The organism is Stappia indica (assembly GCF_009789575.1).
Classification (GTDB): domain Bacteria; phylum Pseudomonadota; class Alphaproteobacteria; order Rhizobiales; family Stappiaceae; genus Stappia; species Stappia indica_A.
Genome location: NZ_CP046908.1, coordinates 5,052,481 through 5,066,449, shown reverse-complemented (window position 1 = coordinate 5,066,449; position 13,969 = coordinate 5,052,481). Strand labels below are relative to the sequence as shown.

The following is a 13,969-nucleotide window of genomic DNA, read 5'->3' as shown; positions in this document are numbered from 1 at the left end:
CGCCCCGTCGCCGCCTGCCATCCGCGTCAGTCGAGATAGAGCTCGACGGCGGAACGGTTCAGCTCGTCATGAATGCGCGAGACTTCGGCGCGCAGGTCGTCGTAGAGCGCGGCCTTCTCGCCGAACTCCGCCACCAGCCATTCGCGATAGATCGGCTGCGAGATGTCGCGCATGCGCTGCTTCTGGTCGTCGGAGAGGATGTGGCACTGCTCGAACTTCTTGCAGGAGTTCACCCAGCCGATGACGGTGATCTGCGCGGCGATGCCATGCGCCATCGCCACCGCCTCGCGGGCGGAGGTGATGATGATCTTCTTGTACTCGTCGGGCAGCTGCGAGAACCAGGCCTCGCTGACGCTCCAGGTGATGGTGTTGTAGACGTGGCCGCTCCAGGTGGTGAAATCGGTCACGTCGTAGAACTTGAAGATGTCGTTGACGCCCGGCGCATGGAAATGGCCGTCGACGAGGCCGGTGGCGAGGCCGGTCTGCAGCTCGCCCCAGGGCAGCGGCGTCGGCGAGGCGCCGAGCGCGCGCATGATCGTCATGTGCGCCTGGTTTTCCTCCACGCGGATGCGCAGACCCTTCAGGTCCTCGACCTTGGTGATCAGCCGCTTGTTGTTGGCAAAGGCGACGAAGCCGCCGCCATCGTCCAGCGTGCCGAGGTAGCGCAAGCCGCTTTCCTGGACCATCGGCTTCATGAACTCGGCGAACCAGGGGCTGTCGAAGAAGGTCCAGGCCGTCCGGTAGTCGGGGAACAGGAACGGCGAGGTGATCATCTCGTAATTGCGGTAGAAGGAGGCCTGCGTCCCCGAGCCCAGCATGACCGACTGGATGGTCTTGCCGGCGCGGGTCTGCTGCGCGGCCTCAACTTCGCCGCCGAGGGCGCCGTTGCCGAAGATCTGCACGTCGATGTCGCCGCCCGTGGCGCTCTCGACCAGCTGTTCGAAATGCTTGAGGGCCGGCGCGGTCTCGTTGTTGGTGAGATCGTCCGGATAGAGATGCGCGATCGTCATGGTGTAGCTGGCGGCCTCTGCCGGGGCAGCAAGGCCGGGAACCAGCGCCAGCGCCATGGCACCGGCCAGCAGCAGCGACCGCGCACGCCCCTGCCGGGCGCCGTGCGACGATTTCTTTTTCGCGCGCAGGGAAACTGCCGGCCCCTCCGTTTCGTTACTTACGCCATGGAAGCAACAACAACACTCTCCAGCCGACATAATTCCCCTCCTCAAGCGAATATTATTCTATTCGATTGTAAGTCGAGGATAGGAAACGGCCTTGAGCCGGTCTAATTCTATTTTTCTATTTCTTGTGACTATTGCGACGCGGATCTTGGGAGTTGGAAAGCGGTACGCACAAACGCCAGCGGCCGGGATCTTCCGATCCCGGCTGACAGTCTGGCATCCTGGCCAGACCTCGCTGATCCTGATCCCGAACGAGTCTCGCCGGCCCGCTCCGGCGGGTCGAAAAGCCTGCCCGTCCAGCCTCCGGCACCGTCCCCCCATCAACCGGATGGTGCTGGCTGCCGGACGGGCATAGAGCGGGCTGCGTTCCGACCGGATCGCCGTTCCGCCCTATCTCGTCTCATTGCGCCTTGCCCCACGCGGGACGGGCAAGGCCCGCCCGCCGTCCCGCCGTGAGGCGACCGAGGCGCCGTCAGCCCGTCACCGCGCCCTTGTTGGCCGGCAGGGCGAGCTGGGAGAACTTGCCGAGCACGCCGCTGCGATAGCGCGGCTCGGGCTGGCGCCAGTTGGCGCGGCGCCGGGCGAGTTCCTCGTCGTCCACCTCCAGCTGCAGCAGCTGGCGCGAGGCGTCGATGGTGATCGTGTCGCCCTCCTCCACCAGGGCGATGGTGCCGCCCTCATAGGCTTCCGGCGTGACGTGGCCGACCAGCATGCCCCAGGAGCCGCCCGAGAAGCGGCCGTCGGTGATCAGGCCGACATCGGCGCCGAGGCCCCGGCCGATGATCGCCGAGGTCGGCGCCAGCATCTCCGGCATGCCCGGACCGCCGCGCGGACCGAGATAGCGCAGCACCAGGACGTCGCCGGGGCGGATGCGGTCGGACTGGATCGCATCCATCGCCGACTGCTCGTCGTCGAAGACGCGTGCCGGGCCGGTGATCGAGGTCGACTTGAGGCCGGTGATCTTGGCGACCGCGCCGTCCTCGGCCAGGTTGCCGCGCAGGATGGCCAGATGGCCTTCCGGATAGAGCGCCTGCTCGATCGGCCGGATCACGTCCTGGTCGGCGGCCGGGGCATCCGGCACATGGGCCAGTTCCTCGGCCAGCGTCCGGCCGGTGATGGTGATGCAGTCGCCGTGCAGCAGGCCGGCATTCAGCAGGATCTTGAGGATCTGCGGCACGCCGCCGGCCTTGTGCAGGTCGACCGCCATGTACTTGCCCGAGGGCTTGAGGTCGCAGATCACCGGGACCTTGCGGCGGATCCGCTCGAAGTCGTCCAGCGTCCACTGGACCTCGGCCGCGTGGCAGATGGCGAGGTAGTGCAGCACCGCGTTGGTGGAGCCGCCGGTCGCCATCACCAGGGTGATCGCGTTCTCGACGCTCTTGCGGGTGACGATGTCGCGCGCCTTCAGCCCCTTCTTCACCGCCTCGACGAGGACGCGGGCGGACTCGGCGGTCGATTCGAACTTCTCCTGGTCGATATTGGCCATGGTCGAGGAATAGAGCAGCGCCATGCCGAGCGCCTCGAAGGACGAGGCCATCGTGTTGGCGGTGTACATGCCGCCGCACGCGCCGGTGGTCGGACAGGCATTGCGCTCGATGCCCTCGAAATCCTCCTCGCTCATCCGGCCGGCCTTGATGGCGCCGACCGCCTCGAAGGCGGAGATGACCGACAGGTCCTGGCCCTTCCACTTGCCCGGCTTGATGGTGCCGCCATAGACATAGATCGCCGGGACATTGGCGCGGACAATGCCGATCATGCCGCCGGGCTTGTTCTTGTCGCAGCCGCCGAGCACCAGCACGCCGTCCATCCACTGGCCCTGCACCGTCATCTCGACGCAGTCGGCGATGACCTCGCGGGAGATCAGCGAGTATTTCATGCCTTCCGTGCCCATCGACATGCCGTCGGAAATGGTGGGCACGCCGAAGAGCTGCGGATTGGCGCCCGCCTCCTTGATCGCCTTCACCGCCACATCGGCGAGCGGCTGCAGGCCGGCATTGCACGGCGTGATCGTCGAATGCCCGTTGGCAATGCCGATCATCGGGTTGTCGAAATCTTCCTTGGTGTAGCCGAGACCATAGAACATGGCCCTGTTCGGCGAACGCTCGATCCCTTGCGAAATCGTCTTCGAACGCTCGTTGTATGGCACCCGCAGTCCTCCCTGGAAACGCGCGCGGCGCCGGTCCGCCGCCTGTCCGGCCCGTCACGCAGGCCGCCTCCCGATCCAGACGGACACGGCCGGCCTTTCCGGACGTTCGCGAGCAGCCTCGGGAGAGTGGCGCAACCGCCTAAAATCCCACGCTGTTTCGTGTCCGCAGAAGGTGTGCCCGTCAGCTTTCCGGCGACGGTATCGCCTCGCCTTTCATTTCAGAAATATATTTGTCATGCGGTATTAGGTCGTTTTATGACTTAATCGCTGCCGCAGGACGGGGTCCCGGACATGCCGGGACGGCAGCGGCGCCAGCCCTCCCAAGCCGGCGCCGATCCTCGTGTTTGCGTTCGATGATGCGGAAAGGGACGTCCCCGCGTCAGTCGAGCCGGCCGGCGTGGCCGTGGCCGTTCAGGTCGCGGCGGGCATGCACCAACGCCGCCTCGGGCAGACCGACGCCGGGCGCCCCTCCGCCCAGTCCTCCGTCCAGCCCTTCGCCCGTGCCGCCGCCCTCTTCGCCGGTCTGTTCGCCGAGGCCGCGGGCGATCTCCACCAGGCGCAGCACCGTCGGCGAAGGATCTTCCTTGCGCCACACGAGGCCGGTCTCGATCACCGGCGGCTTGCCCTCCAGGCCGACATAGCGCACGCCCATGCGCCCCAGCCGGCGCAGCGAGCCGGGCACCAGCGCAAAGCCCATCCCGGCCGAGACCAGGCTGATGATGGTCTGCATCTGGATCGCTTCCTGGCCGATGACGGGCTCGATGCCGTTGGAGGCGAAATAGGTGGTGATGATGTCGTGGAAGGCCGGGGCCGAGCGCCGCGGGAACAGCACCAAAGGCTCCTCGGCGACGTCCTGGATCTTCAGCCGGCCGTTGACGATCTCCACGCGCCCGGCTCGCACCCACTCCTCCGGCACGGCCGCCACCAGCGGCTCGTGCAGCAGCGGCAGGTAGGACAGCGAAGTGTGCAGGGTCTGGTGCAGCGGAATGATCAGCCCGGCATTGATGTCGCCCTGCATCAATGCCTCGACCTGCAGGTCGCTGGTCATCTCCTTCAGCGTCACCTTCACCTCCGGAAAGGTGGCGCCGTAATGGCTGATCAGCTCGGGCAGCAGGTTGTAGTCGGCCGTCGTGACGAAGCCGAGCTTGAGCGAGCCGATCTCGCCGCGGGCCAGCTGGCGCGCCAGCCCCGGCAGGGCCTCCACCTCCTGCAGCAGCTTGCTCACATGGGACAGAAGGTGCTCGCCGACCGGGGTCAGCGCCACATTCCGCTTCGTCCGCTTGAACAGCGTGACGGACAGTTCCTCCTCCAACGCCAGAATGGCCTGACTGAGCGGAGGCTGCGTCATACAGAGCCGCTCCGCGGCCCTGCCGAAATGCAACTCCTCCGCAACCGTTACAAAGAACTTGAGCCTTCTCAGATTCATTGCTTGCCTTCTGCTCCCTAGGATTGGCCGATTTTTGCTGTCCCCAAAAATTCGAACGCAAACCTTTATATGGCAAAAATATATATTTCTCGACACGAACGGAAAGTTGTATTGTGGTTGTAATTAAAATTAGTTTCTCGTTTCAGGAGTCCATGCAATAAACGAAATCGAGTTCCAATGCAGAGATCACGAAAACGGGAGGACCTTATGGCATATGTATTTCGTATCAATGACGCGAAGAGTTCGAATTTGAGCTCCGCCAAAGAATAAACCTCCCTACAAGATCACTGTCACTATTATCAATGAATTTTTCGTCAGGGGATGTTTCCGGCCCCGGACAGCGGCGAAGCCATGCCTTCGCCCACCGTCCGATGCCGCCGTCCCGCCCGGCGAAACCTGCCCCCGCCATCCAACCACCAGCCGGACGTCCGCGCAAATCCCGCAAGCCTCGTCCGGCCGGTGATCCGAGCCTGCGGCCTTCGTCCGCCCGACGGACCGACGCCGCCGCCAGACCCATGACCTGACCACGAGGAGCGCAGATGGACTTCAGCTTCACTCCCGAGCAGGAGGCCTTCAAGGAGAAGGTCGTCCGCTTCGCCAAGGACGAGCTCAACGAGGGCGACCTCAAGCAGCGCGATGCCGAGTGCATCCTGTCCCGCGACCTGTGGCGCAAGATCGCCGGCTTCGGCATCCTCGGCCTTCCCTTCGAGAAGGCCTATGGCGGCGCCGAACAGGACATCATCACCACGGTGCTGGCCATGGAGGCGCTCGGCTACGGCTGCCGCGACAACGGCCTGCTGTTCAGCATGAACGGCCAGATGTGGACCGTGCAGATGCCGATCGCCCAGTTCGGCACGCCGGAGCAGAAGGACAAGTACCTGCGCGGGCTGATTGCCGGCGAGCTGATCGGCGCCCACGGCATCACCGAGGCCGAGGCCGGCTCCGACGTGATGAGCCTCGGCACCACGGCGACCCGCGACGGCGACCACTACGTGCTCAACGGCGCCAAGGTGTTCTGCACCAACGGGCCGGTCGCGGACGTCTTCGTCATCTTCGCGACGGTGGACAAGAGTGCCGGTTCGCTCGGCCTCACCGGCTTCATCGTCGACCGCGACACGCCGGGCCTCACCATCAGCCCGAACCGCCGCAAGATGGGCCTGCGCACCTCGCCGATGGCCTGGCTGACGCTGGAGGACTGCCGGGTACCGGTCACCGCGCGCATCGGCAAGGAGGGCCAGGGCGGGCGCATCTTCAACAACTCGATGGAGTGGGAGCGCAGCTCGATCCTCGCCAACCTGGTCGGCGCCATGGAGCACCAGGTTGAGCAGTGCGTCGCCCATGCCAACAAGCGTACCCAGTTCCGCAAGCCGATCGGCAAGTTCCAGTCGGTCTCCAACCGCATCGTCGACATGAAGCTGCGGCACGAGACCTCGCGGCTGCTGCTCTACAAGGTCGCCTGGCTGAAGAAGACCAAGGGCAGCTGCCCGATGGAGGCCGCGCTCGCCAAGCTGTATCTCAGCGAGGCCTGGGTCGCCTCGTGCCAGAACTCCGTCGTCATCCATGGCGGCTACGGCTACATGGCCGACTACGAGGTGGAGCGTGACTTCCGCGATGCGGTCGGCAGCCTGCTCTATTCCGGCACGTCGGACATCCAGCGCACCATCGCCGCGCGCGCCCTCGGCCTGTAGTCCGTCCCCTCCGGCAACGCTTGCGTCCGGCGGCCGCCGCCGGACGCCCTCCCCCAGCAATAACTCTGGCATTTCTACGTATACTTCAGAAATGAAATACATATCAATCGATAGAAATTCAGTCAGACCGACGATATTGACTTGAAACAATTGCGCAATAAGTTGTTTACATTGGATATTTTCTAAAAACAACAAGACTATCCACTCATTCACTGTGCGAATGACAGGGAGCGAGAGGGCAGAACCCTTCGCCCGAACGGACTGCAACCGTCCGGCCCTGCGCAGACAGGACCGCGACAGCCTGATGGAGGAGAAGGCCCGTGAGTGCACCCGACCTGATGAGCGTACAGAAGAACCTGCTCGCCTACCTGATCGAAAACTCCGGCGTGAACGTCTCGGGCGGCATCGACCCGGAAGAGAACCTGCTGGACAGCGGCATTCTCGACTCCCTCGGCATCGCCGAGGTCACCGAATACATGGAAAAGGAATTCGGCATCGCCATCGACGAGGACGAGATCACCTCGCAGAACTACAAGACGCTGAACGCGCTCTCCGGTTTCTGTCACAGCAAGATCACGTCGGCGGCGGCGTAAGGGCCCCGGCCCTTCGTCCGTCCAGATACCCGAGGGATGGCGATACCATGACACGCATCAAGGCCGACCTGATCCTGGTCCATGCACCGGCGATCTTCGACTTCCGCAACCGGGACGACTTCGTGCTCGGCTGGTATTCCAGCCAGGAGAGCAGCAACGTCACCCCGATCTTCGAGATGCACCCGCTCGGCTTCCTGTCGATCAAGAGCTTTCTTGCCGAGCGCGGGCTGGACGTGAAGATCGTCAACCTGGCATCGCTGATGCTGAAGCACCCCACGCTCGACGTGGAGAAGCTGTTCCAGTATCTCGACGCGCCGGCCTTCGGCATCGACCTGCACTGGCTGCCCCACTGCCAGGGCTCCATCGAGGTAGCCGGGGTGCTGAAGAAGGTGCACCCGGAGAGCTTCGTCGTCTTCGGCGGCATCGTCTCCACCTATTATGCCCGCGAGATGATGCAGTACCCGCAGATCGACGGCGTCATCCGCGGCTACGACACGCTGGAGCCGCTGGCGGACCTCGTCGGCCAGCTGAAGCGCGGCGTGCGCGGGCGCCTCGACGTCGAGAACATGGTCTACAAGGACAAGGGGGAGGTCGTCGACAACGGCCATTCCTACACGCCCGACGTGCTCAACGACGTGGCGATCGACTGGTCGAAGATGTTCCCCAAGACCGACAACCTGCTGAACATGCCCAACCTGATGGTGCTGCCGAACACCGGCTGCCAGCAGAGCTGCGGCTGGTGCTCGGGCTCGCGCTGGGCCTATCAGCGGATGATGAACGTGGAGAAGAAGACCGTCTTCCACCGCCGCTCGGAGCAGCTGGCGCGGGAGATCACCACCTTCCCCAAGACCGAGTCCCCGCTCAGCGTCTACACGCTGCAGGCCTATTCGGAATCCGCCCCGCGCCTGCTCTCCTACCTGGAGGCGGTCAACGACAGCGGCGTCGTCAGCTCGGTCTCCTTCGAGCAGTTCCGCCTGACCAAGCCCTCCGTGCTCAAGCAGATGGCCGAGGTCGCACCCGATCTCGACATCTACATCAACCTGTCGCCGCAGTCGCACGACGTGGAGATCAGCCGGCTGACCGGGCGCGGCACCTATACCAACGAGGAGATGGAGGACTGGATCGCCGCCGCGCTCGATGTCGGCATCAAGGGCTTCTACCTCTGGTACACGATCGGCATGCCGAAGCAGACCCATGCCTCGGTGATGGAGACCGTCGCCTATTCGCGCCGGCTGATGCAGCGCTTCCCCAACGACAAGGTGATCCCGACGATCTTCGGCATGGTGCCGTTCCTCGACCCGGGCTGCCAGTGGTTCGAGCAGCCGGAGGAGCACGGCTACACGGTGTTCCACCGCGATCTTGAGTCCCATCGCAAGTCGCTCACCCAGCCGCGCTGGCGCGATGCGATGAACTACGAGACCAAGTGGATGAAGCGCGACGAGTTCCTGCCCAGCATGTACGAGGCGATGCAGGTCATGGCCAACGACAAGGCGGAGTTCGGCCGCATGACCAAGCGCTCGATCGGAATCGTCAACGACCGCATCGACCACCTGCGCTACCTCACGGGCTCCGTCGACCGGGCCTACGAGCTCGACGGCGGCCTGTCCGCCTCGCTGCGCCAGGAGATCGGCCGGCACAACGACGAGATCCTCTCCTACGCGGCCGATGTCGCGCTGGTGAAGAAGCCGCTGTCGGGCCGCTGGTACGACGACCACACGGTGCCGGCGGAGATCATCGAGGCCTGCACCGGGGCGGCACGCGCCGCCTGAGCGGTGCACTTCCGAAGGGCCGCCTGAGCGGCTCGGCACCCCCTATCGGCCGCGCCGCCCTGCCCGACCTTGCCCGCTTGGCCCTCACGGCCGGCGGGCAAGCGGGAGACCGGGCGGCGCGCCCTTCTCTCCCAGCCAGGAGCCGGATCCCATGACCCGCGAAAGCGTTACGGAACCCGTCGGTCTGCTTGCGGCCGCCCATTACCTGCCCGAGCGCACCAGCCCGCTCGACGAGATCATCGCCCGCGAGACGGGACCCGTCGACGTCACCGCCGCCGGGCGGCTCGGCATCGACAGCGTCCATGTCTTCGAAGGCGAGAGCCCGACGGACATGGCCGTTGCCGTGTCGCGCAAGGTGCTGGAGACGGCGGGCCTCACCCCGCTCGACCTCGATGCCATCATCGACTTCTCGATGATGCCGCAGCGCTATGTCGAGCCGGCCTGGTCGATGAGCAACGAGCTGCAGGCCGAACTCGGCGCCAAGCGCGCCTTCACCCTCGGCTATAGCGGCGGCCATTCGTCGAACCTGCATGCGGCGATCAAGTTCGCCCGCGCGCTGATCCTCGCCAATGACGACGTGCACCGGGTGCTGCTGGTGGCCTCCGACCAGGCGATTTCCGGCAACCGGGTGATCGCCGGCAAGGACGCCCCGCTCACCGTGCTGGGCGACGGCGCCAGCGCCGTCATCGTCGCGCGCGGCGCGGGCCGCGCCCGGATCCTCGGCACCGCCATGCGCTCCAACGGCGCGCTGCACGACGTCCTCAACATTCCCGGCGGCGGCATGAAGCACCCGACCCGGCTCGACCTCTACCGGCTGACGCTGGATGCGGCCAAGCACGCGCGCGCCGACCGCACCAGTGAGCTCAAGGGACTGGTCGACAAGCTGCTCGCCCGGCACGGGCTCTCGGCCGGCGACATTTCCCGCACCATCACCGCCAACATCTCCGCCTCGGACGCGCAGGCGGTCGGCGACAGCCTTGGCGCCGGCGAGCGGCTGGTGCCGGCGGGCTTTGCCGCGCGCGGGCACCTGCATGCCTCGGACCTCGTCCTCAACATGCTGGAGCTGGAGGAAGAGGCACCGCCCGCCGGCACCCATGTGCTGCTGGCCACCCATGGCCACGGCTTCCTCTACGGCGCCACCTTGCTGCAATACTGACAGGGGAGATCCAGATGGACCACGTCGGCATCCTTTCCGAAGCCTTCTACCTTCCGCCCGGCAAGAAGCTGGTGGCGGACGTGTTCCGCGACGAGGACGTGCCCTTCGGCACCTTGTCGAAGAACATCGACTTCCAGCGCGACATCGGCATTCACGACATCCATGTCACCGACGAGCTGCCTTCAGTGCTGGCCATCGCGGCCGCGCGCCGCGCCCTCGACCAGGCCGGCGTCGCACCCGGCGAGGTCGACCTCGTCGTCGACTTCACCTCGATCCCGGAGGATTATGTCGGGCCGACCTGGTCGGCCGCCGGCCTGGTGCAGCAGGAGCTGGGGTTGGAAAATGCCTTCGCCACCGCCGTCAACACCGGCGGCTGCGCCAGCTACCACCTGGCGCTGAAGACCGTCGTCTCCTTGATGCTGGCCGACGACGACGTCACGACGGCGCTGCTCTTCGCCGGCGACCGCACGCCGGATCTCAACAAGACCTACTACCCGATCACGGTGGCGAGCGACGGCGGCAGCGCCCTGGTGCTGCGCAAGAACGCGGCCCGCGCCCGCATCCTCGGCGTGGAGACCATCTCCATCGGCCGGCTGCACGACGTGTGGTACGTGCCGGGCCTGCAGAACCGCCAGCCGAACGAGGAAGTCACCGAGCGGCTGCTGCACATGTACGCCAAGATGGACAAGTTCAACGAGGGCGTCATCCCGATCAATTTCCGCATGTTCGGCAAGGTGATGACCCAGCTGCTCGACAAGCTGAACCTCAGCTTCGACGACGTCGACTATTACGTCTATCCGACCTTCTCGACCTGGGATCAGGCCTATTTCATGAAGAAGTTCGGCCTCTCCCCGGAGAAGGTCTACACCAGCGCGCTGAAGCATCGCGGCCATGTGCAGGAAAGCGACATGGTCATCAACTATGCGGAAGCGGTGGAGCAGAACCTGATCCGCACCGGCGACAAGGTGATGGTCGTCTCCAATGGCGCGGGCTTCGCCTGGTCGGCGGCCCTCATCCACCATTGAGCGCCGCGTCGCCGGACGGCGAATTCCTCGTGCGGCGACAAGGCCGCGCCGGGCGGATCACGCTGAACCGTCCCCGCGCCCTCAACATGCTGAGCGAGGCGATGCTCTCCGGCATCGCCTCGGCCCTTCACGACTGGCGCGCCGATCCGGCCATTGAGCTCGTCGTCATGGATGCGGTCGGCGGGCGGGCCTTTTGCGCCGGCGGCGACATTGCCGCCGTGCATGGCCGAATGGTTCAGGGCGATATCGACGGCGCGCGCGGCCACTGCCTTGCCGAATACCGTCTCGACCTTGCCCTGGCGCGCTACCCGAAACCCGTCGTCGCGCTGATCGACGGCGTCGCCATGGGCGGCGGGCTGGGTCTGGCGCTCCACGCCAGCCACCCGGTCGCCAGCGAGCGGGCGAGCTTCGCCATGCCGGAATGCGGCATCGGCTGGATCCCGGATTCGGGCGCCTCGCATCTTCTCTCCGACCTTCCCGCTCCGCTCGCCGCCTTCATCGCGCTCACCGGCGAAAAACTCGGCGCGGAGGCCGCCGTCTCGCTGGGGCTCCTGCGGCGGCGCATCGCCTCGGCCGACCTGCCGGAGCTGACGGAGGCGCTGTGCGCGCAAGGCATCGCCGCCCTGCCCGCCTCCCTGCCGGAAAGCACTGCTGCCCCCGCCCTGCCCGGTTTCGCGCCGGAGCTGGAACACGCCTTCGCCGCCCCCGACGTGCCGGAGATCCTCGCCCGGTTGGATAGCGGCGGCGAGGCTTGCGCGCGTGCGGCCCGCTCCCTCCTCAAGGCCTCGCCGCTGGCGCTCGCCCTGACCTTGGGGGCGCTCGCCCATGCCCGCCGGCAGGGCAGCCTGGAGGCCGCGCTCGGGTTCGAATATGCCGTGGTCTCGCAGCTCCTGATCCACCCGGATTTCACTGAGGGCATCCGCGCCGCGATGATCGACCGCGACCGCCGCCCGGCCTGGACGCTAGCCCACACGCACCGCTTCACGCCGGCCGATCTCGCGCCGTTCCTGCCTGCGCCCGGCACGCTGCTTCCGGCCCTTGCCGGACCGCGAAACGTCAGTCGCAAAGGCACCTGAACCCCGCGGAATTATATATTTCCCCCGCTTCCGGGGCGCCTTTAGATTTTCCCGTGCAAGGCGCAGAAAAGATCAACAACGATGCGGGGTTGCACCCGGATCGCCATCGTTCGCGCGCAGCGCTTGCGGGAGGAGAACCGCCCCTTTCCCGCCTTGCAGTCGTTTCACGGCAGATCGCCGTCGGAGGCTTCGCCACCCGGCGACCGTTTCCGCAAACGCATTCGGGAAACAGACAATGACCTCAGTCCAATCGACACCACGCTCTTCGCTGATGGGCAACTGGCCGACGCTGGCGGTCGCCGCGCTCGGCTCATTCCTCGTCATTCTCGACGTGACGGTGGTGGCCATCGCGCTGCCGTCCATCGAGCGGGAGTTGAAGGCGAGCTTCGCCGAGCTCCAGTGGATCATCAACGCCTACAACATCGCCTATACCTCGGTGCTGATCGCCGTCGGCGCCCTTGCCGACTGGTTCGGCCGCAGGCGGGTGATGGTCATCGGCCTTGCCCTGTTCGGCGTCACCTCGCTGATCGTCGGCCTTGCCGACACGCCGACGGCGCTGATCTGGGCGCGCGTCGCCCAGGGCCTGTCGGCCTCCGCCATGCTGATCCTCGGCGTCGCGCTGATCTCCAACGCCTTCCAGGGCTCCGACCGGGCCCAGGCCTTCGCGCTGTGGGGCGTGTCGATCGGCTGCGGCGCGGCCTTCGGGCCCATCGTCGGCGGCATTCTCGTCGACTTGCTCAGCTGGCGCTGGATCTTCCTGCTCAACGTGCCGATCGTCGCGGTGCTGATCGCGCTGTGCTACTGGCGCGTGGAGGAATCCTCCGACGACAATGCCGGCGGCCTCGACTGGCCGGGCATCCTCACCTTCACCGGCGCGCTGGGGTGTCTGTCCTATGCGGTGATCGAGGGCGGTGAGCGCGGCTGGGGCAGCGACACCATCCTGGCGGCCATTGCCGGGGCCGTGGTGCTGTTCCTGCTGTTCGTGTGGATCGAAACCAGCGTCAAGAAGCCGGCCTTCGACCTGCGCCTGTTCCGTATCCCCACCTTCACCGGGGTGCAGCTGGTCTGCGTGCTCAACAGCATCACCTTCTGGGTCATGCTGGTCTACCTGCCGATCTACTTCCAGGTGGTGCACGAGATGTCCGCGTCCTCGGCCGGCCTGATGCTGCTGCCGATGACGATCCCCTTGCTGCTCGTCGCCCCGCTCGGCGCGCGGCTCGCCTCGCCCGAGCGTCTCGGCGTGCGCGGTCTCATCGCCTTCGGCTGCGCGCTGGTCGCCGTCGGCTTCCTGTGGCTCGCCATCGCTCCCCCGGCCGAGGTGGTCGTGTGGGTGGTCGCCTTCCTGCTGCTGGGTCTCGGCACGGGCCTGATCAACGGCGAGCTCTCCAACGTTGCCACCGCCGTCGTCCCGCCGGAGAAGGCCGGCGTCGCCTCGGGCGTCAACATCACCTTCCGCCACGGCTCCTTCACCCTGTCGATCTCGGTGTTCGGCGCCATCCTGCTGTCCAGCATCACGCTGCAGCTCGGCGGCTCGGGCGATCTGGCGACCGCGCTCGGCGAAGGCCTCACCAATACGGCGAACTTCATCGCCCGCGGCGACTTCGCCGGCGCCGTTGCCAGCGCGCCGATCGAGGTCCAGCCGGCAGTCACCGAATTCGGCCGGGCGAGCTTCGCCTCCGCCTTCTCGGTGCTGATGTGGATCGTCGCCCTGCTTTCGGTTCTTGCCATCGTCATCTCTGGTCTGATGATCCGGCGGCGCGACCTGCTCTCGGGCCCGGAGGCCCAGGCAGCCGCGGCGGCGGGCGAGTAACCGGAAGACCGGCCGCCGCATCAGCGGAATCCGGCCCGCTTTCCAGGAGGCGGGCCGGGTTGGCGGCGGAAGGTTCCTCCCTAAAAAACTAGGGCGCGCCCTCAT

At 66.0% G+C, this 13,969-nt stretch carries 10 protein-coding genes; 7 read left to right on the top strand and 3 right to left on the bottom strand.

Translation table 11 applies throughout. From position 1 onward, the window contains the following. Positions 1 to 26 precede the first annotated feature (26 nt). From dctP to GH266_RS22980, 3 genes are all read right to left on the bottom strand, one after another. Positions 27 to 1,067 carry a TRAP transporter substrate-binding protein DctP gene (gene dctP / locus GH266_RS22990; RefSeq protein WP_158195930.1) on the bottom strand — a complete coding sequence of 347 codons (1,041 nt, stop codon included), beginning with the start codon at positions 1,065 to 1,067 and terminating at the stop codon, positions 27 to 29. A gap of 580 nt (positions 1,068 to 1,647) precedes the next feature. Then, entirely contained in the window at positions 1,648 to 3,321 is a 1,674-nt protein-coding gene (gene ilvD / locus GH266_RS22985; RefSeq protein ID WP_158195929.1) for a dihydroxy-acid dehydratase, read from the bottom strand. Between the two features lie 379 nt (positions 3,322 to 3,700). Further along, positions 3,701 to 4,747 carry a LysR family transcriptional regulator gene (locus GH266_RS22980; RefSeq protein ID WP_158195928.1) on the bottom strand — a complete coding sequence of 349 codons (1,047 nt, stop codon included), beginning with the start codon at positions 4,745 to 4,747 and terminating at the stop codon, positions 3,701 to 3,703. A gap of 539 nt (positions 4,748 to 5,286) precedes the next feature. Here GH266_RS22980 and GH266_RS22975 point away from each other — a divergent pair. The 7 genes from GH266_RS22975 to GH266_RS22945 all read left to right on the top strand — a co-directional run bounded on the left by GH266_RS22975 (position 5,287) and on the right by GH266_RS22945 (position 13,864). Further along, the gene (locus tag GH266_RS22975; protein WP_158195927.1) at positions 5,287 to 6,435 is read left to right on the top strand and encodes an acyl-CoA dehydrogenase family protein; all 1,149 of its coding nucleotides are present in this window, start codon (positions 5,287 to 5,289) and stop codon (positions 6,433 to 6,435) included. A 320-nt stretch (positions 6,436 to 6,755) separates the two neighbouring features. Continuing rightward, a complete protein-coding gene (locus GH266_RS22970; protein WP_158195926.1) occupies positions 6,756 to 7,028 on the top strand; it encodes an acyl carrier protein in 273 nt (90 codons plus the stop codon). Positions 7,029 to 7,075: 47 nt separating this feature from the next. Beyond that, entirely contained in the window at positions 7,076 to 8,797 is a 1,722-nt protein-coding gene (locus GH266_RS22965; RefSeq protein ID WP_158195925.1) for a B12-binding domain-containing radical SAM protein, read from the top strand. 151 nt (positions 8,798 to 8,948) lie between these two features. Beyond that, positions 8,949 to 9,953 carry a 3-oxoacyl-ACP synthase III family protein gene (locus GH266_RS22960; protein ID WP_158195924.1) on the top strand — a complete coding sequence of 335 codons (1,005 nt, stop codon included), beginning with the start codon at positions 8,949 to 8,951 and terminating at the stop codon, positions 9,951 to 9,953. A gap of 14 nt (positions 9,954 to 9,967) precedes the next feature. Next, positions 9,968 to 10,978 (top strand): 3-oxoacyl-[acyl-carrier-protein] synthase III C-terminal domain-containing protein, encoded by a 1,011-nt coding sequence (locus tag GH266_RS22955; protein ID WP_158195923.1) that lies wholly within the window; start codon positions 9,968 to 9,970, stop codon positions 10,976 to 10,978. After that, positions 10,975 to 12,054 (top strand): enoyl-CoA hydratase/isomerase family protein, encoded by a 1,080-nt coding sequence (locus tag GH266_RS22950; RefSeq protein WP_280524814.1) that lies wholly within the window; start codon positions 10,975 to 10,977, stop codon positions 12,052 to 12,054. The genes GH266_RS22955 and GH266_RS22950 overlap by 4 nt, the downstream gene beginning before the upstream one ends. Before the next feature lie 235 nt (positions 12,055 to 12,289). Next, entirely contained in the window at positions 12,290 to 13,864 is a 1,575-nt protein-coding gene (locus GH266_RS22945) for an MFS transporter (protein WP_158195921.1), read from the top strand. The last annotated feature ends 105 nt before the right edge of the window (positions 13,865 to 13,969 follow it).